The sequence below is a fragment of the Bradyrhizobium prioriisuperbiae genome (assembly GCF_032397745.1).
In the GTDB taxonomy this organism is placed as follows: Bacteria; Pseudomonadota; Alphaproteobacteria; order Rhizobiales; family Xanthobacteraceae; genus Bradyrhizobium_A; species Bradyrhizobium_A prioriisuperbiae.
The window spans coordinates 6,135,938-6,159,542 of record NZ_CP135921.1; the positions used below are offsets into that span (position 1 = coordinate 6,135,938).

At 63.8% G+C, this 23,605-nt stretch carries 21 protein-coding genes; 14 read left to right on the forward strand and 7 right to left on the reverse strand.

Annotation, left to right across the window (positions count from 1 at the left end):
• Positions 1–115: 115 nt before the first annotated feature.
• Both RS897_RS29070 and RS897_RS29075 read right to left on the reverse strand, forming a co-directional pair.
• On the reverse strand, positions 116–1,636 hold the full coding sequence (locus RS897_RS29070; RefSeq protein WP_315832145.1) for an acetyl-CoA acetyltransferase: 1,521 nt from the start codon (positions 1,634–1,636) through the stop codon (positions 116–118).
• A gap of 5 nt (positions 1,637–1,641) precedes the next feature.
• Complete coding sequence (locus tag RS897_RS29075) at positions 1,642–2,250, reverse strand: 2-hydroxychromene-2-carboxylate isomerase (protein WP_315832146.1); 609 nt, start codon at positions 2,248–2,250, stop codon at positions 1,642–1,644.
• A 244-nt stretch (positions 2,251–2,494) separates the two neighbouring features.
• Between RS897_RS29075 and RS897_RS29080 the strand changes: the two genes are divergently transcribed.
• On the forward strand, positions 2,495–3,655 hold the full coding sequence (locus RS897_RS29080; RefSeq protein WP_315832147.1) for an acyl-CoA dehydrogenase family protein: 1,161 nt from the start codon (positions 2,495–2,497) through the stop codon (positions 3,653–3,655).
• 10 nt (positions 3,656–3,665) lie between these two features.
• On the opposite strand, the gene RS897_RS29085 is transcribed toward RS897_RS29080, so the two are convergent.
• The gene (locus RS897_RS29085) at positions 3,666–4,169 is read right to left on the reverse strand and encodes a nuclear transport factor 2 family protein (RefSeq protein WP_315832148.1); all 504 of its coding nucleotides are present in this window, start codon (positions 4,167–4,169) and stop codon (positions 3,666–3,668) included.
• 384 nt (positions 4,170–4,553) lie between these two features.
• Between RS897_RS29085 and RS897_RS29090 the strand changes: the two genes are divergently transcribed.
• Complete coding sequence (locus RS897_RS29090) at positions 4,554–4,958, forward strand: DUF3307 domain-containing protein (RefSeq protein ID WP_315832149.1); 405 nt, start codon at positions 4,554–4,556, stop codon at positions 4,956–4,958.
• A 27-nt stretch (positions 4,959–4,985) separates the two neighbouring features.
• On the opposite strand, the gene fabF is transcribed toward RS897_RS29090, so the two are convergent.
• Both fabF and RS897_RS29100 read right to left on the reverse strand, forming a co-directional pair.
• The gene (gene fabF, locus RS897_RS29095) at positions 4,986–6,248 is read right to left on the reverse strand and encodes a beta-ketoacyl-ACP synthase II (RefSeq protein ID WP_315838778.1); all 1,263 of its coding nucleotides are present in this window, start codon (positions 6,246–6,248) and stop codon (positions 4,986–4,988) included.
• A gap of 163 nt (positions 6,249–6,411) precedes the next feature.
• Positions 6,412–7,182 carry an enoyl-CoA hydratase gene (locus RS897_RS29100; RefSeq protein WP_315832150.1) on the reverse strand — a complete coding sequence of 257 codons (771 nt, stop codon included), beginning with the start codon at positions 7,180–7,182 and terminating at the stop codon, positions 6,412–6,414.
• A gap of 82 nt (positions 7,183–7,264) precedes the next feature.
• Between RS897_RS29100 and RS897_RS29105 the strand changes: the two genes are divergently transcribed.
• Positions 7,265–7,897: a TetR/AcrR family transcriptional regulator gene (locus tag RS897_RS29105; protein WP_315832151.1), complete on the forward strand. Its 633-nt coding sequence runs from the start codon at positions 7,265–7,267 to the stop codon at positions 7,895–7,897.
• On the opposite strand, the gene RS897_RS29110 is transcribed toward RS897_RS29105, so the two are convergent.
• Positions 7,884–8,792, reverse strand: a complete 909-nt coding sequence (locus RS897_RS29110; protein ID WP_315832152.1) for a LysR family transcriptional regulator — start codon at positions 8,790–8,792, stop codon at positions 7,884–7,886. The two genes, RS897_RS29105 and RS897_RS29110, sit on opposite strands and share 14 nt — an antisense overlap.
• A gap of 101 nt (positions 8,793–8,893) precedes the next feature.
• Here RS897_RS29110 and RS897_RS29115 point away from each other — a divergent pair, with 101 nt between their 5' ends.
• Genes RS897_RS29115 through RS897_RS29135 form a run of 5 tightly spaced genes read left to right on the forward strand, consistent with a single transcriptional unit; the run spans position 8,894 to position 15,293 of the window.
• Entirely contained in the window at positions 8,894–10,390 is a 1,497-nt protein-coding gene (locus RS897_RS29115) for a CoA-acylating methylmalonate-semialdehyde dehydrogenase (RefSeq protein WP_315832153.1), read from the forward strand.
• 15 nt (positions 10,391–10,405) lie between these two features.
• On the forward strand, positions 10,406–11,551 hold the full coding sequence (locus tag RS897_RS29120) for an isobutyryl-CoA dehydrogenase (protein ID WP_315832154.1): 1,146 nt from the start codon (positions 10,406–10,408) through the stop codon (positions 11,549–11,551).
• Positions 11,548–12,633 (forward strand): enoyl-CoA hydratase/isomerase family protein, encoded by a 1,086-nt coding sequence (locus RS897_RS29125; protein WP_315832155.1) that lies wholly within the window; start codon positions 11,548–11,550, stop codon positions 12,631–12,633. Before RS897_RS29120 ends, RS897_RS29125 begins: the two co-directional genes overlap by 4 nt.
• A gap of 25 nt (positions 12,634–12,658) precedes the next feature.
• The gene (gene mmsB / locus RS897_RS29130; RefSeq protein ID WP_315832156.1) at positions 12,659–13,546 is read left to right on the forward strand and encodes a 3-hydroxyisobutyrate dehydrogenase; all 888 of its coding nucleotides are present in this window, start codon (positions 12,659–12,661) and stop codon (positions 13,544–13,546) included.
• A 10-nt stretch (positions 13,547–13,556) separates the two neighbouring features.
• On the forward strand, positions 13,557–15,293 hold the full coding sequence (locus RS897_RS29135; protein WP_315832157.1) for an AMP-binding protein: 1,737 nt from the start codon (positions 13,557–13,559) through the stop codon (positions 15,291–15,293).
• Between the two features lie 30 nt (positions 15,294–15,323).
• On the opposite strand, the gene RS897_RS29140 is transcribed toward RS897_RS29135, so the two are convergent.
• Positions 15,324–15,743: a nuclear transport factor 2 family protein gene (locus RS897_RS29140; RefSeq protein ID WP_315832158.1), complete on the reverse strand. Its 420-nt coding sequence runs from the start codon at positions 15,741–15,743 to the stop codon at positions 15,324–15,326.
• Between the two features lie 301 nt (positions 15,744–16,044).
• Between RS897_RS29140 and RS897_RS29145 the strand changes: the two genes are divergently transcribed.
• The 6 genes from RS897_RS29145 to fdhF all read left to right on the forward strand — a co-directional run bounded on the left by RS897_RS29145 (position 16,045) and on the right by fdhF (position 23,605).
• Positions 16,045–16,944 carry a LysR family transcriptional regulator gene (locus RS897_RS29145; RefSeq protein WP_315832159.1) on the forward strand — a complete coding sequence of 300 codons (900 nt, stop codon included), beginning with the start codon at positions 16,045–16,047 and terminating at the stop codon, positions 16,942–16,944.
• 114 nt (positions 16,945–17,058) lie between these two features.
• Positions 17,059–17,523 (forward strand): MaoC family dehydratase, encoded by a 465-nt coding sequence (locus RS897_RS29150; RefSeq protein WP_315832160.1) that lies wholly within the window; start codon positions 17,059–17,061, stop codon positions 17,521–17,523.
• A gap of 16 nt (positions 17,524–17,539) precedes the next feature.
• The gene (locus RS897_RS29155) at positions 17,540–18,457 is read left to right on the forward strand and encodes an SDR family NAD(P)-dependent oxidoreductase (RefSeq protein ID WP_315832161.1); all 918 of its coding nucleotides are present in this window, start codon (positions 17,540–17,542) and stop codon (positions 18,455–18,457) included.
• A 189-nt stretch (positions 18,458–18,646) separates the two neighbouring features.
• On the forward strand, positions 18,647–19,153 hold the full coding sequence (locus RS897_RS29160; protein ID WP_407654322.1) for a formate dehydrogenase subunit gamma: 507 nt from the start codon (positions 18,647–18,649) through the stop codon (positions 19,151–19,153).
• Positions 19,150–20,718: a formate dehydrogenase beta subunit gene (locus tag RS897_RS29165; RefSeq protein WP_315832163.1), complete on the forward strand. Its 1,569-nt coding sequence runs from the start codon at positions 19,150–19,152 to the stop codon at positions 20,716–20,718. The genes RS897_RS29160 and RS897_RS29165 overlap by 4 nt, the downstream gene beginning before the upstream one ends.
• Positions 20,719–20,731: 13 nt before the next feature.
• Positions 20,732–23,605, forward strand: a complete 2,874-nt coding sequence (gene fdhF / locus RS897_RS29170) for a formate dehydrogenase subunit alpha (protein ID WP_315832164.1) — start codon at positions 20,732–20,734, stop codon at positions 23,603–23,605.

Below are 23,605 nucleotides of genomic sequence, written 5' to 3' on the forward strand. Positions count from 1 at the left end.
CCGCATGATCTGCGACAACGTGCAGCAGCGGTCGCGCTGGCGATCTCGCACGCGCAGCAGCAGGAGTGCGCTGGACATTGCCTTCAACGAAACGCTGTCGACCGCGTGAGGGCGATCACGCGTCGGCATGCCACTCCAGAAGTCCGTCGTCGGCCCCGTTGATGGGGCCGGCGAGACCGATCGGGCTGCGGTCGAGGTCCGTCAGCCGGGCGAGGGTGCGGGTATCGTCCGCGCACACCCGTGCCAGGGTGCGGGATCCATCTGCCGTGCGCAGGATGACCACGCCGTGCTGGACTTCGCCGGTGCGCTGATAGATCACGGTGAAGGTCTCGACGGTGCCGGTGCCCGAGGCTTCGGTCACCACCGCGGGCACCGGGCCGCGTCGCCGATCGGCCGTGGCCTGGACGCTCGCGTCCTGCGCCAGCGGTTGGCGTGACGGCTGTGACGACAGCACCAGCGCATGGTGCTTGGTGACGTATTCGCCCTGGCCGTAGAGCAGGCCGAGCTTTGCACCGCCGCGCAGGCGGCGGACCATCGCGCAGGCGGCGTGGGTCATGTAGTTGTTGAGCGGCGCGCCGAAGAAGGTGAGGCCGCCGGTGACGGTGGGCTGCACGTCCGCTCCGAGACCCAGCGTCCGCCGCGCCATTTTCGGCACGCAGGGGAAGCAGCTGTAGAGCTCCAGCGCATCGAACGCTTTGCCGTCACCGCCGGCAATGTCCATGGCCGTCTCCAGCACCGCATCCTGGCAGTCGCTGCGGTGGAATTGGTCGCGGTTGAGGAAGTCGCGCGGCTCGATGGCCCAGGCGCTGCCCCAGACATGGATCATCTTGCTGTCAGGGATTGCGGCCTCACGAGCGGCCTTCAGGCTGGTGATCAAAATGGCCGCACCTTGGTTTACCGTCGGATTGGCCACCATCAGCTTGGTATAGGGCCACGCGATCAGCCGGTTGTCGGGCGAGGGCGTCGCAATGGTGTCGGCCGAGACTGCGCGCCTGATCCAGGCGCTGGGATTGTCCGCGGCGGTGGCCGCATAACGCGCCCACAGCTCACCGGATTCGCGCAGCGCCTCGCGTGGCGCCTGGCCCCAGTGGGTGGCTGAAGCGGCGTCGTAAAACGGATACGCCGTCATCGGCCGGGCAACACCGAGCTTGACCGACATCGGATGCTGATAACTCGCCCCGCGCACCGGCGCGGGCGCATCGTGCGCATAGGGGGTCCAGGGCAGGTCGAAACCGGCCTTCTCGGCTTTCGCCACCGTACTCTGTGCTTCCGCACCACAGATGGCCCCGACCTGGCTCTCGCCGCGCGCGATGCGCAAGGCTGCCTCGTGCAAATAGCGCACCGGGCTTTCACCGCCGACGGGGCCATACACCGCGCGGGCCGGCGCGATGCCGAGGCGGCGGCATAACAACTGCTCCGGTGTGTGATAGCGCCAACTGACGAAATTGACCACGTCGAGGGAGTCGATCCGCGCCAGCAGCGAGGCTCCGGCGTCGCGTTCGGCGTTCTGGAGTGCCGCCGCCATCAGCGCCAGCGGTTCGAGTCCTTTGGCCGGATCGGTGGGACGATCAAGACGCTCTCCGACGCCGACGATCACGGGAATCCGGTCGTCGGGCGTTTCAACAGGCGATTTCATTGAATTCATGCTGCCTTGCCGCGCCGCTGCAGCGCTTCGCGGATCAACGGCAGGCGGTCGTTGCCGAAATACATGTCGGTGCCGTCGAGATAGATGGTGGGCGAGCCGAAACCGCCGCGCTTGATCACGTCGTCGGTGTTCTCCTTCAGCGTCTGCTTCACCGCCGGATCGGCGATGCCCGCAAAGAACTTGTCGCTGTCGACGCCGACCCTGGCGCAGATCTCGGCCAGCACCGTATCCTGCGAAATGTCCTTGTCGTCGCTCCAGTAGGATTCGAACACGGCGGTGGCGAACGCGACCAGCTTGCCTTCGGGCGCGAGATAAATGCAGCCGCGCATCGCCTTGACGCTGTTCACCGGAAACACCGTCGGCGGCATCTTGATCCTCAGTCCCGCGGAGCGCGCCCAGTCCTGCATATCCTTTGCGGTGTAGCGCTGCTTGGCGGGCACCGGATGTTCACGCGACGCATAGACGCTCGGGTTGATGCTGTTGAAGATGCCGCCCACCAGGATGGGCCGCCAGACGATCGGTTCGTTGAACTCCTTGGCCAGCGGCTGGATGTTGTGGAAGGCCAGATAAGTCCACGGACTTGAACAGTCGAAAAAGAATTCCATCGGGTGTTCCCCTTAGGTGCTTATTGGTTTTGTCGTCCGGGATGGTAGGGCCCCGCGATTGTCCGGTCGAGCCCCCTTCGCGCAACCCCGATCCGCCAAACTTGATTTGCCATGGCAAGGTTGCAGGTTCCGGCAGGTGGAATGTCGATCATGATGTCTGTTGCATTGCCGCCCGCAGGCTCGCAACATCCGGCCGAGCTCATGACAAGACTCCGGCGTCCGACCGGAGCTCGGAGGAAACACCATGCTGTTCGGCGAGGAGCATGATCAGGCGCGCCGCATCCTGCAGAAGCTGATCGAGACCGAGATCAATCCCCATGTTGACGCCTGGGAGGAGGCGGGCATCTATCCCGCTCATCAGGTGTTCAAGAAGCTCGGCGATCTCGGCTTCCTGGGGCTGACCAAGCCGGTCGCATTCGGCGGGCAGGGGCTCGACTATAGCTATGGCGTGATGATGGCCGAAGAACTCGGCAATATCCGCAGCGCCTCGGTGCCGATGTCGATCGGCGTGCAGACCGACATGGCGACACCGGCGCTGGCGCGGTTCGGCTCAGACGACCTGCGACGCGAATTTCTTGCGCCGGCGATTGCCGGCGACATGGTGGCCTGCATCGGCGTCTCCGAGGCGGGGGCGGGATCGGACGTGGCGTCGATCAAGACCACCGCGCGATCCGACGGCGACGACTATGTCATCAATGGCGGCAAGATGTGGATCACCAACGGCACCCAGGCCGACTGGATCTGCCTGCTCGCCAACACCGGCGAGGGCGACAAGCATCGCAACAAGTCGCTGATCATCGTTCCGATGCAGACCAAGGGCGTCAACATCGCCCGCAAGCTCGACAAGCTCGGCATGCGCGCCTCCGACACCGCGCAGATCTTTTTCGAGGATGTGCGGGTGCCGAAGCGGCATCGGATCGGCGAGGAGGGGCGCGGCTTCACCTACCAGATGATGCAATTCCAGGAAGAGCGGCTGTGGGCGGCCGCGGCCTGCCTGAAGGCGCATGAGCGCACCATCAGCGAGACCATCGACTATACCCGCAGCCGAATCGCGTTCGGGCAAAGCATCCTCGATAACCAGACCGTGCATTTCAAGCTCGCCGAGCTGCAGACCGAGGTCGAGATGCTGCGCTCGCTGGTCTATCGGGCGGCGGAAGCACTGGTCGCCGGAGAGGACGTCACGCGCCTGGCGTCGATGGCGAAGCTGAAGGCCGGTCGACTCGGGCGGCTGGTGCCCGATGCCTGCCTGCAGTACTGGGGCGGAATGGGTTTCATGAATGAGACCCCGGTCAGTCGCGCCTATCGCGACCGCCGGCTGACCTCGATCGGCGGTGGCGCCGACGAGGTGATGCTGACCATCATCAGCAAGCTGATGGGAATATTGCCCGGTTCGGCGCAGAGGTGAACGGCAGCGCTCAACCGAACGGCTGACGTTTGGGCCGGGCCAGATAGTCCGCCGTCTCCGGGCGCTCCTTCAGCCAGCCGGCCCAGCGGTTCATCACCTTGGCCATCCGCTCCGGCGCGACGCCGAGCTGCGCCATCGCCACCCCGCCGTTCACGGATTCGCGGTACTCGGAAATCAGTCCGTCGCGCAGGACAAATCGGCTCATGCCGTCGATGATCACGAACTGGCCTTTGAATTGGGGCACCAGCGACGTGAAGCTCGACAATGACCATGCATAGCCGGTGCGGCCGTCGCACATGGGATCGAACATCTCCCAGCGGTAGTCGTCGGCCGCATCCCGCCGGAACAGGTGTTCCAGCATATGCGCGATATCCGCACGCCCCCGATGCGGACCATAGATGTAATCATGATAGACCGCGTCGGTCGTGAAGCAGCTTGCGAACCGCTGTCCATCTGCCGCCTCCGCCGCTCGGGTGAGTTTTTCGAGCAGGTCGGCGAAATCCTGTGGGGTCATGTTTGCCTCGGCGAGCCGTCATCTTGGCGCAAGCCCAATTGGGCCTGAACATGGATCTGAAAATGCCCGCCCAGCCGAGGACCGTCAACGACAGTCCGGGGGGCAGCCTTTGACGCGGCTGCCCCATTTCGCTCCAGAAGATGTGTGGCGGGGCGGGAACGGGGCAGGCTATATTGCCGGTTCGCTTTCGGATTTTTAATCTCCCTCGGCTTATCGTCTGCGGGGACTTGAGACGCTGCTCCGCTTTTCTGAACATCAGGTTGGCCGCCATGGAAATCTCGGACGTTGCCCATCAAGCCGTCAGTATCTTCGCCACGATCTTGGACCGTGGTGAATGATCCGGTCGAAACGGGCGCCGGGACAGGCAATGTGGACGGAGGCACGATGACGCTCCCTCAATGGTCGACCACGGTTGTCGTCGGCCCGTTGGTGATGTGGATGCTGCTTCTGACCGTGAAGCACGTGATCGCCGATTTTGTCCTTCAGAACACCTGGATGGCGATGGGCAAGGATGCGAAGGTCGGCTGGTTATTGCCGCTCACCTTGCACTGCCTGATCCATGGTGTGCTGGCGACATTGCTGTTTGCGGTGCTCGCACCCAAACTCTGGTTTCTCGGCATCGCCGATTTCGTGGTGCACATCATCATCGATCGCGCCAAGGGCCTGATCGCGTCCCGATGGGAGGTCCGCCCCGGTCACCCGTGGTTCTGGACATTGATCGGCGTCGATCAGGCGCTGCACCATGTGACGGACTTTGTCTGGGCGCTGCTGGTGGTCAGCGCTCCGTAATTCGTGGCGTCATCATCGTTGCAGCGCTTACCAGGCCCGGAAGATTACGGTGGCATTGACGCCGCCAAAGCCGAAGCCGTTCGACACCACGTGCTCGATCCGCATTTTCCGGGCCTCGCCGCGCACCAGGTCAATGCCTTCGGTTGCCTCATCCGGATGATCCAGGTTGAGGGTTGCGGGCGCGATCTGGTCGCGCAGCGCCAGCACGGAAAAGATCGCTTCCAGTCCGCCGGCCGCGCCGAGCAGGTGCCCGGTCGCGGACTTGGTGGAGGTCACCGCGACAGTGCCGTTGGTCCCGAATACGCGTTTGATGGCTTCGATCTCGCCGAGATCGCCGACCGGAGTGGATGTCGCATGCGCATTCAGGTGCTGGACATCGAGCGGCGAAATCGCTGCCTGGCGCAGGGCGATCTCGATTGAGCGCCGCGCGCCGTCGCCGTCCGGCGGTCCGGAAGTCATATGATAGGCGTCCGCCGTGGTGCCATAGCCGACCAGTTCGGCGATCGGCGTGGCGCCGCGCGCCAGCGCGTGGTCGAGGGATTCGATCACCATCACGCCTGCGCCTTCGCCCATCACGAAGCCGTCGCGATCCCGGTCGAACGGGCGCGAGGCGCGGGACGGCGTGTCGTTGAATCCGGTCGACAGCGCCCGCGCGGCGGCGAAGCCGCCGAGACTGACCCGATCGATACAGGCCTCCGCGCCGCCGCAAACGGCGACATCGACTTCGCCGGCAAGGATCATGCGAGCAGCGTCGCCGATGGCCTGGACGCTGGCGGCGCAGGCCGTGACCGGCGCGCCGAGCGGGCCCTTGTAGCCGTAGCGAATCGAGATCTGGCCGGCCGCCAGATTGACCAGGAAGCCGGGGACTGTGAACGGCGAGAGGCGGCGCACGCCGCGCTCATTGACGGTGCGCACCGCATCGACAATGGCGGGAAAGCCGCCGACACCGGAGCCGATGATGGTTGCGGTTCGTTCCCGGCTGTGGTCGTCCTCGGGTTTCCAGCCGGACTGCGCCACCGCCTCGTCGGCCGCCATCAGCGCAAACTGGATGAAGCGATCCATCTTGCGCTGATCCTTGTGCGGCACCGCGCGATCGGGATCGAATCCGGCCTCCGGATCCTGCTCGATACTCTGGACATCGCCGACCACTTTGGCCGGCAGGTCGGCGCCGATATTGTCGGACATCGCCCGCAGGCCGGACTGCCCCGCGATCAGCCGTGCCCACGACGGCTCGACGCCGCACCCGAGTGGTGAAACCATGCCCATTCCGGTGACGACGATGCGCCGCAGGTTGGATTTCCGCTGCATGAAGAGCCCCGTAGATAGATAACAAGTTAGGTAACAAGTCGGTAAAGTCAGATGACGTATATCATATGAAATGATCTCGCAATTGCAATGCGGGAGCCGCCGTGGCGGCTTCCCCAATATAGCCTATCGTTTTGCAAACGCTTGATTATTTCTTGCGCTCCAGGAACGTTTTCATATGCTGTTGCGGTTCGCCGGTGAGGAATGCGTTGCCGAAGATGGCGATGCTGTTTCGGATCGAATCCTGTAGCGGAAGCTCCTCCCATTGCCGGCACAGCACCTTCTGGGCTTTCAGCGCCTCGTGCCCGCAGGCGAGCAGTTCGTTCACGGTCGCCTCGACAGCCGCATCGAGTTTGCCTGTCTCGGAGATCGCGTCGACAAAACCCCAATCGCGCGCGGTCGCGGCATCGATGGTTGCGCCGGTCATCACCAGCCAGCGGGTGCGGCCGGCGCCGATCAGCCGGGGCAAAAGGGCGGCATGAATCACCGAGGGGATTCCGACCTTCACCTCCGGCATGGCGAACTTGGCCGTCGGCGCTGCGATGCGGAAATCGCAGGCGGCCGCGACCTCGAGCCCGCCGCCCAGACACCAGCCCGGGATGCGGGCGATCACCGGCACCGGGAACAGCCGCGTGGTTTCGCAAAGTGCGCCCAGGCCGGTGATGAAGGTTTCGGCCGAGGTCTGGTCGAGCCGCGACATCTCCTTGATGTCGGCGCCGCCGATGAAGGCCTTTTCGCTTTCGGCACGGAACACCAGCACGCGAATGCGGTCGTTCTTGGCAAGCTCCTCCAATCCCATCCGGACGCCGGTGATGGTCGGCGTGTCGAGAATGTTCAGGCTGCCTGCGTTTCGGATGGTCAGTTGTGCGACGCCGCGTGCATCCATTTCGGCGCCGCAAAACTCATTGATAATGTCCATGTGTGTCTCGTGTCCCGGCTGATGAAGGTTTGTATTTAGGCCCAAAAGCATTATATGATCACAATCATCTTCAGGACCGTTCATGCGTTATTCCAAGGACCACAAGGCCGATACCCACGCCAAGATCGTCAAGCATGCGTCCTCGCAGCTTCGCGAGAAGGGCACGCGCGGGATCGGCGTCGCCGACCTGATGAAGGAGGCGGGGCTGACGCATGGCGGGTTCTATGCCCATTTCGAGTCCCGTGAAGACCTGGTGATCGAAGCCATTGCGCATGCGATGGACCAGACCACCGCGCGCTGGGGCAAGCTGGTCGAGGACAAGCCCGCGGAGGAGCGGCTGGCGATGCTGGTCGATACCTATCTGACCACCCAGCATCGCGACGGAGCGGGTCGCGGCTGCGCCATTCCGTCACTGGCGGCCGACGTAGTGCGCGAGTCCCCGAAAACCCGCCGCGTGTTTCTGGGCAAGTTCGAGGACATGATCAATCTGTTCGCCGGCCAGCTTGCCGATCAGCCGAGTGCTGTCGCCCGTCAAAAGGCCATTTCGACCATCGCGACCTTGATGGGAACCCTGGTGCTGGCGCGGGTCGCCGGAAACAGCGCCTTCTCCCACGAGATTCTCGACGCCGGCCGCGCCGCCGCACTCGGCACCGGCGCCGAGGTCAAGGCGCTGCGCAAGGCGTCAGCGCGCAAAAAATCGCTCAAGCCGGATTGAACAGCGCGCGGTCGCTCTCCACCGTCGCATAGATATAGTCGGCGACGGCGCGAATGCGGGCGAGATCCTTGCTGTCGGCGTGCATCAGCAGCCAGAAGGCGCGCAGGATCGAAATCTCCGGCAAGATGGCCTGCAGCCCCGCCTGGCGAGCTGCCATGAAGCGCGGCAGCACCGCGATGCCGAAGCCGGCGAGGGTGGCGTTGTACTGGGCAATGAGGTTGGCGCTGCGAAACCGGGCCGAGATCTTCGGCGAGACCTGCGGCAGATAGTCCAGTTCCGGCGTGTACAGCAGCTCTTCGATGTAGCCGACAAAGCGGTGCGCGGGCAGGTCGTCTCGGCTCCTGATCTCAGGCGAGCGCGCGAGATAGGCGGGCGCGGCATAAAGGCCGAGGCTGTAGTCGACAAGCTTGCGCCCGATGATGTGGCCTTCCTTGGGCAGCGCCAGGCTGATGGCGATATCCGCTTCGCGTTTCGACAGGCTGAACAGCCGTGCCGTCGCAACCAGCTGAATATCCAGGTCGGGATAGAGATCGGCAAATCTCACCAGCCGCGGCGCCAGGAAATGCGTGCCGAAGCCATCCGGTGCCCCGATCCGGACGTTGCCGGTCAGGTGGGCCTTTGAACCACCGATCAACTCCTGATTGGCGACAATGGTCGATTCCATCGCTTCCGCGCTGGTCGCCACCCGATGCCCGGATTCGGTGAGCTGGTAGCCGGTCTTGCGGCGGTCGAACAGTTTGGCTGACAAATGCCGTTCCAGCCGGTCCACGCGCCGGATCACCGTGGTGTGGTCGACGCCCAGTTGTTTCGCGGCCGCCGAGACGGTACCACTTCGAACGATCGCCAGCACGAAGCGGAAATCATCCCAATCGACGTCGCTAGCTTGATCCGGCATTTCCGCACATCTATCCTGCAATATAACGCAGTTGAATGTTATAAAATGCACGTCAAAAAGTCTCGCAGAGACTTCCAACGAGACTCCCAGGGAGAATATTCATGCGTTCGATCGGGCACTTTGTCGGCGGCAAGGAAATCAAGGGCACGTCAGGCCGGTTTGCCGACGTGTTCGAGCCCATGACCGGCGAGGTGCAGGCGCATGTGGCGCTGGCGTCCAAGGCCGAGATGCGGGAGGCGATCCTGAACGCCAAGGCGGCGCAGCCGGCCTGGGCGGCGACAAACCCGCAGCGCCGCGCGCGCATCATGATGAAGTTCCTCGAACTGGCCCAGCGCGACTATGACAAGCTTGCCGATCGCCTGGCGCGCGAGCATGGCAAGACCGTCCCCGATGCCAAGGGCGACATCCAGCGCGGCCTCGAAGTGGTCGAGTTCGCCTGCGGCATTCCGCATCTGATGAAGGGCGAATACACCGAAGGCGCCGGCCCCGGCATCGACATCTATTCGATGCGCCAGCCGCTCGGTGTTGTTGCCGGCATCACGCCGTTCAATTTCCCGGCCATGATCCCGATGTGGAAGTTCGCCCCGGCCATCGCCTGCGGCAATGCCTTCATCCTCAAGCCGTCGGAGCGCGATCCCGGCGTGCCGATGATGCTGGCCGAGCTGATGCTGGAAGCGGGCCTGCCGCCCGGCATCCTCAATGTGGTCAATGGCGACAAGGAAGCCGTTGACGCCATCCTGGACGATCCGGACATTCGTGCGGTGGGTTTTGTCGGCTCGTCGCCGATCGCGCAGTACATCTATGAGCGGGCGGCTGCGACCGGCAAGCGCGCGCAGTGTTTCGGCGGCGCCAAGAACCACGCCATCATCATGCCGGACGCCGACATGGACCAGACCGTCGATGCGCTGATCGGCGCGGGTTACGGCTCCGCCGGCGAGCGCTGCATGGCGATCTCGGTCGCGGTGCCGGTGGGGCAGGCGACTGCCGACAGACTGATGGAAAAGCTGATTCCGCGGGTCGAGAACCTCAAGATCGGTCCAAGCACCGATCCGACCGCCGACTACGGTCCGTTGGTCACCCGTGCCGCGCTGGAGCGCGTCAAGGGCTACGTCGAGACCGGCATCGCGGAAGGCGCCAAGCTTGCAGTCGACGGCCGCGGCTTCAAGATGCAGGGCTATGAGAACGGTTTCTACATGGGCGGCTGCCTGTTCGACCATGTCACGCCGGAGATGAAGATCTACAAGGAGGAGATCTTCGGGCCAGTGCTGTCGGTTGTGCGCGCCAAGGATTATAACGAGGCGCTGCGACTGCCGAGCGAGCACGAATACGGCAACGGCGTTGCCATCTTCACCCGCGACGGCGATGCCGCCCGCGATTTCGCCGCCAAGGTCGAGGTCGGCATGGTCGGCATCAATGTGCCGATCCCGGTGCCGATTGCGTACTACACCTTCGGCGGCTGGAAGCGCTCCGGCTTCGGCGATCTCAATCAGCATGGTCCGGATTCGATCCGCTTCTACACCAAGACCAAGACCGTCACCTCGCGCTGGCCCTCCGGCGTCAAGGACGGCGCGGAGTTCAGCATTCCGACCATGAACTGACGTCGGCCGAGCGCGATGCAGTTCGCTCTCACCGAAGATCAGCTTGCAATCCGCGACATGGCGCGCAGCTTTGCCGCGGAGAGGATCGCGCCGCATGCACTCGATTGGGATGAGCGCAAGCACTTCCCGATCGATGTGATGCGCGAGGCGGCGGCACTCGGCATCGGCGGCATCTACATCAAGGACGATGTCGGCGGATCGGCGATGACCCGGTTCGACGCCGCGCTGATCTTCGAGGCGCTGGCGACGGGCTGCCCGACGGTCTCCGCCTTCATCTCCATCCACAACATGGCGTCGTGGATGATCGATGCCTATGGCTCCGACGCGCAGCGCCGCAAATGGTTGCCGAAACTCTGTACCATGGAGCTCGCCGCGAGTTATTGCCTGACCGAGCCGGGCTCCGGATCGGATGCGGCCGCGCTGCGCACCCGCGCGGTGCGCGATGGCGATCATTATGTGCTCAACGGCCAGAAGCAGTTCATCTCCGGTGCCGGTGCCGGCGATCTCTATGTGGTGATGGTGCGCACTGGCGGCGAAGGCCCCGGCGGCATTTCGACGCTTGTGGTCGAGGCTGATACCCCCGGCCTGTCGTTCGGCGCGAACGAGCGCAAGATGGGCTGGAACGCGCAGCCGACCCGCGCGGTGATTTTCGAGAATACCCGCGTTCCCGTCGCCAATCGTCTCGGTGACGAAGGCATCGGCTTCAAGGTCGCCATGGCGGGGCTCGACGGCGGCCGGCTCAATATCACGGCCTGTTCGCTCGGCGGCGCGCAGTCCGCGCTCGATAAGGCGCTGGCCTACATGAAAGAGCGCAAGGCGTTCGGCAAGCGGCTGGACGAATTCCAGGCACTGCAGTTTCGTCTCGCCGACATGGCGACGGAGCTGGAGGCGGCGCGCACTTTCTTGTGGCGGGCCGCCGCCGCGCTGGACCGCAAGGATGCCGACGCCACCATGCTATGCGCGATGGCGAAGCGTTTCGGCACCGATATCGGTTTCGAGGTCGCCAACCAGGCGCTGCAGCTGCATGGCGGTTATGGCTATCTTGCCGAATACGGTATTGAGAAGATCGTCCGCGATCTGCGGGTGCATCAAATCCTGGAAGGGACCAACGAAATCATGCGTCTGATCGTGGCCCGCAAGCTGGTCGAGCCGGGACGATGAGTGACAGTACGAATACCGTAGCCGCAGAAGCCGATCTGATCGTCCGCAGCGAGGGAAGCGTTGGCGTGCTGCGGCTGAATCGTCCCAAGGCAATCAATGCCCTGACGCTGGAGATGACACGCGAGATCGACGCCGGGCTGGACAGTTTCGAACTCGATCCGGCGATCAGCGTGATCCTGCTCGAAGGCGCGGGCGATCGCGGGCTGTGCGCCGGTGGTGACATTCGCGGGCTTTACGAGAGCGCGCGGGTCGGCGGCGATCTCGGCAAGGTGTTCTGGAGCGAGGAGTACATCGTCAACGCCCGCATCGAAGCCTATCCGAAACCCTACGTCGCCTACATGGACGGCATTGTGATGGGTGGCGGCGTCGGTCTCGCCTGCCACTCCAGCCACCGCGTCGTCACCGAGAAGACGCGGATCGGCATGCCGGAAGTCAGCCTCGGCTTTTTCCCCGATGTCGGCGGCACCTGGCTGTTGTCCCAGGCCCCGGGAGAGGTCGGGACGTATCTGGCGCTGACCGGGCAGACCGCCAATGGGTCCGATGCGGTCTACGCGCATCTTGCCGACGCCTTTGTGCCGACGGCGCAATGGCCGGCGCTGCGTGAGGCGCTGACAAAGGCGCCTCGCGATGCGACCCATGCCGATGTGCAGGCGATCATCGACCGGTTCGCCACATCAGCACCAGCAGGGCCGATTGCCGCCAACCGTGCGCTGATCGACCGTGTCTTTGCCTTCGATACGATGGAAGAGATCGTTGCGGCGCTCACCGCCGATGGTTCGGAGTTTGCCCAGGCAACACTCAAGACCATGTTGGAGAAGTCACCGCGTGGGCTGAAGGTGACGCTGCGGCTGCTGCGCCAGGCGCGACACCTCCCGTCGCTCAAGCAGGCCCTGGTGCATGAATATCGCGCGGCGCTTGAAGTCTTCGCCAGCCAGGATTTCGTCGAAGGCATTCGCGCCGCGATTGTTGACAAGGATCGCAATCCGAAGTGGTCTCCGCCGCGGATCGAGGACGTGACGCCGGAGATCGTCGACGCTTACTTCGCGCCGCGTGCGGACCGCGAACTGGTCTTTCCGGATTAAGAACAAGACACGCAGAGGAAACGTCATGGCAAAAGTCGCATTCATCGGCCTCGGCAACATGGGCGGTCCGATGGCCGCCAATCTGGTCAAGGCCGGTCACCAGGTGACGGGTTTCGACCTTGTCCCGGCATCGCTCGACGCCGCGAAAGCTTCCGGCGTCACCATCGCAGGATCGGCGGCGGAGAGCGTCAAGGGCGCCGAAGTAGTGATCACCATGTTGCCGGCGGGCAAGCATGTGGTCGCGGTCTGGAGCGAGGTGCTGCCGTCGGTGGCCAAGGGTACTCTGATGATCGATTGCTCGACCATTGATGTCGACAGCGCCCGGCAGGCCCACGCGCTGGCCACAAAGTCGTCGCTCGGCTCGGTCGACGCGCCGGTGTCCGGCGGCGTCGGCGGCGCCACGGCGGCGTCGCTGACCTTCATGGCCGGCGGCACCGCACAGGCGTTCGCTGCCGCGAAGCCGGTACTGGAGGCCATGGGCAAGAAGATCGTGCATTGCGGCGAGGCCGGAGCGGGGCAGGCGGCGAAGATCTGCAACAACATGATCCTCGGTATTTCCATGATCGGTGTGTCCGAAGCATTTGCGCTCGCCGAAAAGCTGGGGCTGTCGCATCAGGCACTGTTCGATGTGGCCTCGACCTCATCCGGCCAGTGTTGGTCCCTGACGACCTATTGTCCTGTGCCTGGCCCGGTGCCGACGTCACCTGCCAATAACGACTACAAGCCGGGTTTTGCCGCGGCACTGATGCTGAAGGACCTCAGGCTGTCCCAGGAGGCGGCCAAGGCCTCTGGTGCTGCGACACCGCTCGGCGCCCATGCGGCGGAGATCTATGAGACCTTCGACAGGGCCGGCAATGGCGGTGTCGATTTCTCTGGCATCGTCCGGCATCTGCGTGCGCTCGGACAGCAATGAGGGGGACGCGATGACCTCATTCCAGCAGGCCCGGGCATTTTTGCTTGAGCACCGCACCGACTACGACAAGGCTGTGGCCGAATTCAAATGGCCTGATGCGGTCGACTTCAACTGGGCGCTGGATTGGTTCGACGCGGGCCTTGCGGGTGATCCGGCGAGCCGCGATCGCACCGCGCTGTGGATCGTCGATGCCGCCAGCGGCAACGAGACCAAACTCAGTTTCGCCGATCTGTCGCGCCGCTCCAATCAGGTGGCGAACTTTCTGCGAGCCAAGGGCCTGAAGCGCGGCGATCATCTCTTGCTGCTGCTCGGCAACGTGGTGCCGCTGTGGGAAACCATGCTGGCGGCGATCAAGCTTGGCGTTGTGATCATTCCTGCGACCACGCTGCTGACCCCGGACGAACTGCAGGATAGGCTGGATCGCGGGCGGGCGAGGGCAGTGGTCGCCTCGCAGGATCAGGTGGCGAAATTCGACGGTCTCAAGAGCGATGGTCTGACGCGCGTCGTGGTCGGCGCCGCCGCAACGCATGGCGAATGGGAGCGTTTTGAGACCGCGGACAGCTTCCCCGAGACATTCGCACCCGATGGCGTCACCGGCGCCCACGATCCGATGCTGCTGTACTTCACCTCCGGCACCACGGCGAAACCGAAACTGGTGCTGCACAGCCAGCGCAGTTATCCGGTCGGCGCGCTGTCCACGATGTACTGGATCGGCTTGCAGCCGGGTGATGTCCATCTCAACATCTCGTCACCGGGCTGGGCGAAGCATGCCTGGAGCTGTTTCTTCGCGCCCTGGAATGCCGGCGCCACCGTGTTCGTGGTCAACCAGCCGCGCTTCGATGCCAAGGCGTTGCTCGCTGTCGTCGAGCGCTCAGAGGTGACCACGCTGTGCGCGCCGCCGACGGTGTGGCGGCTTCTGATCCAGGAGAAGCTCGCGTCCTACAAAATGTCTCTGCGCGAGGTCTGTGGTGCGGGCGAGCCGCTCAATCCGGAAGTGATCGACCAGGTCAAGGCCGCGTGGGGGCTGACCATCCGCGACGGTTATGGCCAGACCGAAACCACGGCCCTTGCTGGCAACTCGCCAGGGCAGCCGGTCAAGGTCGGCTCGATGGGCCGGCCGCTGCCGGGCTATCGCGTGCGGGTCAGCGATGCCGACGGCAACCCGGCGAAGGAAGGCGAGGTCGGCCTCGTGCTCGGCGCAGATCGGCCCGCTGGCCTGATGCAGGGTTATCAAGGCGAGGATGGACAGCCGCGCGGCGCCGACGGCGATATCTATCGCACCGGCGACGTGGTGTTTCTAGATGACGACGGCTATCTCACCTTCGTCGGCCGTTCCGACGACGTGTTCAAATCGTCCGACTACCGCATCAGCCCGTTCGAACTGGAGAGCATTCTGCTGGAGCACGAGGCGGTGGCGGAAGCCGCCGTGGTGCCGTCGCCGGACCCGATCCGGCTCGCAATCCCGAAGGCCTATGTGCTGCTGGTCGGTGGTATCGCGCCGTCCCGTGACACCGCGCTCTCGATCTTCAAATATGTCCATTCGCGCCTGGCGCCGTTCAAGCGCATCCGGCGCATTGAGCTCGTCACCGAATTGCCCAAGACCATCTCGGGCAAGATCCGTCGCGTCCAGTTGCGGCGGCTGGAGCACGACAATGACCGCAGCGACAAGCTGCGCGGGCAGGAGTTCCGCGAAGAGGATTTCCCGGAGTTGCAGGTCGGCCGGCCCGCTAGCGCATCGGACGGTTAGGGCCTTCCACGGACTTCGCCGGGTGCAAGTCTAGACGATCGGCAGTGACGGCGCTGCGCCCTTCTGCCAGACGTTGAAGGTGGCTTCCCATTTGGCGATCTCATCGCCACGCATGGTCAGGAGCTCGATTCCGCGCCCCTGCATCTGTTGTCCGTTGTGTCCATCTTCCCACTCGGCGTCCCAGGAGCAGGCGATGACATTGCCCGTGACCGCGCGCAGCTGCTTTTGCAGCCGGTAGTTCTTCAGGCGTGCGAATCTCGCGATCAAAAACGTTTCAACCGGCGATCTGCCGTGCATGTCGGGAATATCGGCAAATCGCACCATGACATCTGGAGCGAAGGTCTTCATGATTTCGGAGATATCACCGGTGTTGATCAGCCTCTGGGCCCGCGCGAGGACCGCTTCGGCATCACGAACAGTCAGGCCTGCTGTATCCAGTGCTGTCGACATCTTGCGCTCCCGGGGTTGCGGTTCTGATGGCCGCGCGAGCGCGAAAGCTAGAGCGTCGCAATGACAGTTTCTGTCAGCATGTGATGACGGGAAATTCGCCGAGCGGCGTGGACAGAGGTCGACGTGGGTCGGATTTTTCCGCCGCTAGCACTGGGTCGCCTCCCACCCAGCCCTGTCCCGTGTTCCCAATCGCGTAATCCTGTGCGGCGAAAGTTCGCGGTTGCAACCCCGCGCCCTTGCGCGCTCCCGGAAAAAAGCTTCCTATCAGGCACCAACCGCCCCGGGACGTGCCGAATTCTCCATGATCGACAAGCTTGAATTCTTGCTGGCGCTGGCGCGCGAACAGCATTTTGGCCGCGCCGCCGAATTCTGCGGCGTCAGCCAGCCGACCTTGTCGGCGGGCATCAAGCAACTCGAGGAGTCGCTGGACCTGTTGCTGGTGAACCGCGGCTCCCGGTTCCAGGGCTTCACGCCGGAGGGCGAACGGGTGCTGGAGTGGGCGCGGCGCATCGTGGGCGACGCCCGCGCCATGCACCAGGATCTCGATGCGATGAAGCGTGGTCTGGTCGGCCATATCAAGATCGCCGCCGTTCCGACCGCGCTGGCCATGACGGCGAGCCTGACGACGCCGTTCCGCGCCAAGCATCCGGGCGTGAAGTTCACCATCGTCTCCTCGACCTCGATCGAGGCGCTGCGGCTGCTGGACAATCTCGAAGTCGACGCCGGCCTGACCTATCTCGACAACGAGCCGCTCGGCAACGTCAACACCGTGCCGCTCTATCTCGAACAGTATCGCCTCCTGACGGCGGCGGACGGCGAACTGGGTGACCGCGACAAGGTGACCTGGGCGGAGGTCGGCAAGATTCCGTTGTGCCTGCTCACCCCCAACATGCAGAACCGTCGTATCATCGATCAATTGCTGCAGCGGGCCGGCGCCATCGCGTCGCCGACACTGGAATCGAACTCCATGATCGTACTCTATGCGCACGTTCGCACCGGCCGCTGGGCCAGCGTGATGCCGGCGCGGCTGGCGGAAACCTTAGGCTTGACCGACAAGGTGCGTTCGATCCCGATCGTGGAGCCGAGCAGCGCCCACGTGGTTGGCCTCGTCGTTCCGCACCGCGAACCGATGACACCGCTTACGGCAGCACTGGTCGAAGAGGCCAGGCTGCTGGCCAAATCCATGAATACGCTGACCTGATGCATTGCTTGCATGTGCTGACGATTCCGCGTGGACAAAGCCTCCGTTCCATGGAATCTGCGATCCACAACAATGAAACAAGTGAAATCAGGGATCGGCAAGGCTGAAACAATCATGGCTGAAACAATCACTCGTGACGCCTACATCAAGCTGGTCGGTCAGGAGATCGGCGTCTCGTCCTGGTTTCTCGTGGACCAGAATCGCATCGATGCGTTCGCCGAAGTGACCGAGGATCATCAGTTTATCCATGTCGACCCCGAACGCGCCGCGCGTGAAACGCCATTCGGCACCACCATCGCGCATGGTTTTCTCAGCCTGTCGCTGATGAGCGCGTTCGCCTACGAGGTGCTGCCATCGATCGCGGGCACCACCATGAGCGTGAACTACGGCTTCGACAAACTGCGCTTTGTCTCGCCGGTGCGGTCCGGGGCGCGGGTTCGCGGCCGCTTCATCTTGACGGACGCGACCCTGCGCGCGCCCAACGAGTTGCTATCGCGCACCAGCGTGACCGTCGAGATCGAAGGCGAGACCAAACCCGCTCTGGTGGCCGATTGGCTCGGCCTGATCTTCTCCGCATAATTGAAGGACCAACATCATGGCAATCAGATTTGACGGACGCGTGGCAATCGTCACCGGTGCGGGCAACGGGCTTGGACGCGCGCATGCGCTCGGCCTTGCGGCGCTCGGCGCCAAAGTGGTGGTCAATGATTTCGGTGGCGCCCGCGACGGCTCCGGAGGATCGCTCGGCCCCGCCGATGCGGTGGTCGAGGACATCCGCAAAGCCGGTGGCGAGGCGATCTCCGACGGCGCCGACGTCTCGAATTTCGAGCAGGTGCAGGCGATGGTCGCCAAGGCCACTGTGCAATGGGGTGGTGTCGATCTCCTGGTCGCCAATGCCGGCATCCTGCGCGACAAGTCGTTTGCCAAGATGGAGCCGGACGATTTCCGCAAAGTCGTCGACGTGCACCTGATCGGCACCTTCAACTGCTGCAAAGCAGTGTGGAACGGCATGCGCGAGCGCAACTACGGCCGCATCGTCATCACCACCTCGAGCTCCGGGCTGTTCGGCAATTTCGGCCAGGCCAACTACGGGGCTGCCAAGGCCGCCATGGCCGGCCTGATGAACGTGCTGGCGGAGGAGGGGCGCAAGACCAATATCCGCGTCAACACCATCTCGCCGACCGCGGCGACCCGGATGACCGAAGAACTGCTGCCGCCGCAGGCGCTCCAGTTGATGAAGCCGGAATCGATCACCCCGGCCGTGCTGTATCTCCTGAGCGAGGACGCCCCGACCCGGACCATCATGGGAGCAGGGGCGGGCTCCTTCGCGGTGATCAAGATCGTGGAGAGCGAGGGGATCAATTTGTCGCAGGCCGACTGGACCCCTGATGCGGTGGCGGCCCACTTCAAGGACATCAGCGACATGTCGAAGGCCCAGGCGCTGGAAGGGGCCTTCCAGCAGACCCAGAAATATGTCGCCCAGGCCGCCGCAAAGGCCGGAATCAAGCTCTAACCGGCTCCGGGCCGCGGGGCTCCGGGGCTCGCACCCGGGGCCACCGGTCTCCGTTGACGTATTTTGCCTCTCAAGAAGAGGAATATTGATAGGTTTTTGCTATCGCAGCATAGGACCTGCACCCTTGATCGATTCTAAGTTTTTATCCAGCGTCTCCTGAACGTTGGATAAGGCCGGAACGGTGTAGGGATGGAAACCAAGCTGCAGTCTCAGAGGGTGTCACACTCTCGAGGGGAACCCTGGAGCGAACAGCTCGCCCAGGACATCATTGCCGAGCACAAGGCCCTGGATGGGGCGACTTTGCCGATCCTGCACGCCCTGCAGGAGGCGTTCGGCTACGTCCCGGAGGCGGCGATCCCGCTGGTGGCGCAGGCGATGAACCTGTCCCGCGCCGAAGTTCATGGCGTTGCGACTTTTTATCACGATTTCCGTAAGGTCCCCGCCGGCAAGCATGTCCTGAAACTGTGCGGCGCCGAGGCCTGCCAGGCGATGGGCGCCGATCACCTCGCGGCCTGCGCCGAAAAGAAGCTGGGCGTGAAGGTGGGCGAGACCACCGGCGACGGCCAGGTCACCCTCGAACACATCTATTGTCTCGGCCTGTGCGCGGTCGCGCCGTCGGGCATGATCAATGGCCGCATTGTCGGCCGGCTCGATGAAGCCCGGCTCGATGCCATGCTCGCGGAGGCGCGGACATGAGCGTGCGGATTTATCTGTCGCGCGATGCGGCGTCGGTGGCCGTCGGTGCGGATGAGTTGGCTGAGGCCATCACCCGCGATGCCGAGCGCCGTGGTCTTGCGGTCGACCTGGTGCGCACCGGCTCGCGCGGGATGTGCTGGCTCGAGCCGCTGATTGAGGTCGCGACCCCGGCCGGCCGGGTGGCTTATGGTCCGGTTGCGGTCGGTGATGTGGCATCGCTGCTCGATGCCGTCACCAAAGACGGTGAAAAGGATGGTGCGCATCCGTTGTGGCAGGGCCTGACCGACGAGATCCCCTGGCTCAAGCGCCAGACCCGGCTGACCTTTGCCCGCTGCGGCGTGATCGATCCCCGTTCGATCGACGACTATCGCGCCCATGGCGGATTCAAAGGTTTGGAAAACGCACTGCCGCTCGGCTCCGATGCGATCATCGAGCAGGTGCTGCAGTCCGGCCTGCGCGGCCGCGGCGGCGCCGGTTTCCCCACCGGCATCAAGTGGAAGACCGTGGCCCAGGCGAAAGGCCCGCAGAAATACATCGTCTGCAATGCGGACGAAGGTGATTCCGGTACCTTCGCTGACCGCATGATCATGGAAGGCGATCCGTTCCTGCTGGTCGAAGGCATGACCATCGCCGGCATTGCGGTCGGAGCTGATAAAGGCTTCATCTACATCCGCTCCGAATATCCCCATGCCATCGAGGCGATGAAAGCGGCAATCATTGCCGCCCGACGCGCCGGCTTTCTCGGCAAGGCGGTGGCCGGATCGACCCATGCGTTCGACCTCGAAGTGCGGACCGGCGCCGGCGCTTATGTTTGCGGCGAGGAAACCTCGCTTTTGGAAAGCCTCGAGGGCAAGCGTGGCCTGGTGCGCGCCAAGCCGCCGCTGCCGGCTCATGTCGGCCTGTTCGGCAAACCGACCGTCATCAACAACGTGCTGTCTTTCACGGCCATTCCCTTCATCATGGCCGAAGGCGCCAAGGCCTATGCCGATTACGGCATGGGGCGTTCCCGCGGCACCATGCCCATTCAATTGGCTGGCAACATCAAGCACGGCGGCCTGTTCGAAACCGCATTCGGCATCACCCTGGGTGAGCTGATCGACGATGTCGGCGGCGGAACGGCCACCGGCAAGCCGGTGCGGGCGGTGCAGGTCGGCGGTCCGCTCGGGGCGTATTTCCCGCGTGAGCTATTCGACACGCCGTTCGACTATGAAGCCTTCACCAAGCGCGATGGCCTGATCGGCCACGGCGGCATCGTGGTGTTCGACGACAGCGTTGACATGTCCAGGCAGGCCCGCTTCGCCATGGAGTTCTGCGCCATCGAATCCTGCGGCAAGTGCACGCCGTGCCGGATCGGATCGACCCGCGGCGTCGAGACCGTGGACAAGATCCGCGCCGGCATCGAGGTGTCGAAGAACCTCACGCTGCTGTCAGATCTCTGCAACACCATGAAGTTCGGTTCGCTGTGCGCGCTGGGCGGCTTTACGCCGTATCCGGTGATGAGTGCGGTGAAACATTTCCCTGAAGACTTTGGTCCGGTCCCGTCGCGCCTGCAGGCCGCGGAATAAGGAGAGCACGCAAATGTCGCTCATTCATGAAACCGATTATGGCACGCCGCTCTCGAAATCCGAAAAGATGGTCACGCTGACCATCGATGGCGAGCAGGTGACGGTGCCGGAGGGCACGTCCATCATGCGCGCCGCCATGGAGATGGGCACGCAGATCCCCAAGCTGTGCGCCACCGACATGCTCGATGCCTTCGGTTCCTGCCGCATGTGCCTGGTCGAAGTGGAGGGACGCGCCGGGACGCCGGCCTCCTGCACCACGCCGGTGGGCGAGGGGCTTGTGATCCACACCCAGACCGACCGACTGAAGCAGCTGCGCAAGGGTGTGATGGAGCTCTACATCTCCGACCATCCGTTGGACTGCCTGACCTGCGGCGCCAACGGCGACTGCGAACTGCAGGACATGGCCGGTGCCGTGGGCCTGCGCGATGTGCGTTACGGCTATGAAGGCGAAAACCATGTGTTCGCCAAATCCGATGGCAAGGCCAATGAGAACTGGCTGGCCAAGGACGAATCGAACCCGTACTTCACCTACGATCCGTCCAAATGCATTGTCTGCTCGCGTTGTGTCCGCGCCTGCGAAGAAGTGCAGGGCACCTTCGCGCTGACCATTTCAGGCCGCGGCTTCGACAGCCGCGTGTCGCCCGGCATGAGCGAGAGTTTCCTCGGCTCCGAATGCGTTTCCTGCGGCGCCTGCGTGCAGGCCTGCCCGACCGCGACGCTGACCGAAAAGTCCGTGATCGAGATCGGCCAGCCCGAGCACTCCGCCGTGACCACCTGCGCCTATTGCGGGGTCGGCTGCACCTTCAAGGCCGAGATGCGCGGCGAGGAAGTCGTGCGCATGGTGCCGTACAAGGACGGCAAGGCCAATCGCGGCCACTCCTGCGTCAAGGGCCGCTTCGCCTGGGGTTACACCACCCACAAGGAACGTATCCTCAAGCCGATGATCCGCGACAACATCGCCGATCCCTGGCAGGAGGTGTCGTGGGATGAGGCGTTCAATTTTGCCGCGGCCAAATTCAAGGGCATTCAGGCGAAATACGGCCGCGATGCCGTCGGTGGCATCACCTCGTCGCGTTGCACCAATGAAGAAACCTATCTGGTGCAGAAGCTGATCCGTGGCGGCTTCGGCAACAACAACGTCGATACCTGCGCGCGCGTCTGCCACTCGCCGACTGGTTACGGCCTCTCCACCACCTTCGGCACCTCGGCCGGCACCCAGGATTTTGACTCGGTCGAGCACACCGACGTCGTCATGATCATCGGCGCCAATCCGGCGTCCGCCCATCCGGTGTTCGCCTCGCGGCTGAAGAAGCGGTTGCGCCAGGGGGCCAAGCTGATCGTGGTCGATCCGCGCCGCACCGAAATGGTGGAATCGCCACACGTCAAGGCACTGCATCTGCCGCTGATGCCCGGCACCAATGTCGCCGTGCTCACCGCGTTGGCGCATGTGATCGTCACCGAAGGCCTGGTCGATGAAGCCTTCGTGCGCGAGCGTTGCGACTGGAGCGAGTTCGAGGAATGGGCGGCTTTCGTGGCCCAGCCGAACCACAGCCCGGAAGCCACCGCCATCATGACCGGCGTCGATCCCAGGGATCTGCGCGCGGCGGCGCGGCAGTTCGCCACCGGCGGCAATGGTGCGATCTATTACGGCCTCGGCGTCACCGAGCACAGCCAGGGCTCGACCACCGTGATTGCGATCGCCAACCTCGCGATGGCGACCGGCAATATCGGCCGTCCCGGCGTCGGCGTGAACCCGCTGCGCGGCCAGAACAACGTGCAGGGCGCCTGCGACATGGGCTCGTTCCCGCATGAGCTGCCCGGCTATCGTCACATCTCCGGTGACGCGGTTCGCGAGCAGTTCGAATCCTTGTGGAACGTCAAGCTCAATCCGGAACCGGGTTTGCGGATTCCCAACATGTTCGATGCCGCGATCGAAGGCACCTTCATGGGCATCTATGTGCAGGGCGAGGACATCCTTCAGTCCGATCCCAACACCAAGCATGTCGTGGCCGCACTGTCGGCGATGGAATGCGTCGTCGTCCATGACCTCTTCCTCAACGAAACCGCCAATTACGCCCACGTCTTCCTGCCGGGCTCGACCTTCCTCGAGAAGGACGGCACCTTCACCAATGCGGAACGACGTATCCAGCGCGTTCGCAAGGTGATGACGCCACGCAACGGGCTCGCCGACTGGGAGGTCACCATCCGCCTTGCCAAGGCGCTGGGCTATGACATGCACTACGATCATCCCTCGCAGATCATGGACGAGATCGCGGCGCTGACGCCGTCGTTCGCTGGCGTCTCCTATGCCAAGCTCGATGAACACGGTTCGGTGCAGTGGCCCTGCAATGAGAAGGCGCCGCTGGGCACGCCGGTCATGCACATCGACGGCTTCGTCCGCGGCAAGGGCAAGTTCGTGCTCACCGAATATGTCCCGACCGACGAGCGCACCGGCCCGCGTTATCCGCTGCTGCTGACGACGGGGCGCATCCTCAGCCAGTACAATGTCGGCGCGCAGACCCGGCGCACTGACAATGTCGTCTGGCATAGCGAGGACCGGCTGGAGATTCATCCGCATGATGCCGAGCAGCGTGGCATTCGTGATGGCGACTGGGTGCGGCTCGCGAGCCGCGCCGGGGAAACCACGCTGCGGGCGGAGATCACCGACCGGGTCGCGCCGGGCGTGATCTACACCACGTTCCATCACCCCGACACCCAGGCCAACGTCATCACCACGGATTTTTCCGACTGGGCGACCAACTGTCCGGAGTATAAGGTGACCGCTGTGCAGATCTCACCGTCGAACGGTCCCAGCGAGTGGCAGAAGAGCTACGACGAGCAGGCCCGCAACTCACGTCGGATCGCGCCCCTGGAAGCGGCGGAGTAA

Bases quoted from the DNA above. Each gene is read 5' to 3' on its own strand.
- RS897_RS29125 (WP_315832155.1), top strand. From the start codon at position 11,548: ATGAGTGACAGTACGAATACCGTAGCCGCAGAAGCCGATCTGATCGTC.
- RS897_RS29135 (WP_315832157.1), top strand. From the start codon at position 13,557: ATGACCTCATTCCAGCAGGCCCGGGCATTTTTGCTTGAGCACCGCACC.
- mmsB (WP_315832156.1), top strand. From the start codon at position 12,659: ATGGCAAAAGTCGCATTCATCGGCCTCGGCAACATGGGCGGTCCGATG.
- RS897_RS29140 (WP_315832158.1), bottom strand. From the start codon at position 15,743: ATGTCGACAGCACTGGATACAGCAGGCCTGACTGTTCGTGATGCCGAA.
- RS897_RS29085 (WP_315832148.1), bottom strand. From the start codon at position 4,169: ATGACCCCACAGGATTTCGCCGACCTGCTCGAAAAACTCACCCGAGCG.
- RS897_RS29145 (WP_315832159.1), top strand. From the start codon at position 16,045: ATGATCGACAAGCTTGAATTCTTGCTGGCGCTGGCGCGCGAACAGCAT.
- RS897_RS29075 (WP_315832146.1), bottom strand. From the start codon at position 2,250: ATGGAATTCTTTTTCGACTGTTCAAGTCCGTGGACTTATCTGGCCTTC.
- RS897_RS29080 (WP_315832147.1), top strand. From the start codon at position 2,495: ATGCTGTTCGGCGAGGAGCATGATCAGGCGCGCCGCATCCTGCAGAAG.
- RS897_RS29115 (WP_315832153.1), top strand. From the start codon at position 8,894: ATGCGTTCGATCGGGCACTTTGTCGGCGGCAAGGAAATCAAGGGCACG.
- RS897_RS29090 (WP_315832149.1), top strand. From the start codon at position 4,554: ATGACGCTCCCTCAATGGTCGACCACGGTTGTCGTCGGCCCGTTGGTG.
- fdhF (WP_315832164.1), top strand. From the start codon at position 20,732: ATGTCGCTCATTCATGAAACCGATTATGGCACGCCGCTCTCGAAATCC.
- RS897_RS29100 (WP_315832150.1), bottom strand. From the start codon at position 7,182: ATGGACATTATCAATGAGTTTTGCGGCGCCGAAATGGATGCACGCGGC.
- RS897_RS29165 (WP_315832163.1), top strand. From the start codon at position 19,150: ATGAGCGTGCGGATTTATCTGTCGCGCGATGCGGCGTCGGTGGCCGTC.
- RS897_RS29070 (WP_315832145.1), bottom strand. From the start codon at position 1,636: ATGAAATCGCCTGTTGAAACGCCCGACGACCGGATTCCCGTGATCGTC.
- RS897_RS29110 (WP_315832152.1), bottom strand. From the start codon at position 8,792: ATGCCGGATCAAGCTAGCGACGTCGATTGGGATGATTTCCGCTTCGTG.
- RS897_RS29120 (WP_315832154.1), top strand. From the start codon at position 10,406: ATGCAGTTCGCTCTCACCGAAGATCAGCTTGCAATCCGCGACATGGCG.
- RS897_RS29105 (WP_315832151.1), top strand. From the start codon at position 7,265: ATGCGTTATTCCAAGGACCACAAGGCCGATACCCACGCCAAGATCGTC.
- RS897_RS29150 (WP_315832160.1), top strand. From the start codon at position 17,059: ATGGCTGAAACAATCACTCGTGACGCCTACATCAAGCTGGTCGGTCAG.
- RS897_RS29160 (WP_407654322.1), top strand. From the start codon at position 18,647: ATGGAAACCAAGCTGCAGTCTCAGAGGGTGTCACACTCTCGAGGGGAA.
- RS897_RS29155 (WP_315832161.1), top strand. From the start codon at position 17,540: ATGGCAATCAGATTTGACGGACGCGTGGCAATCGTCACCGGTGCGGGC.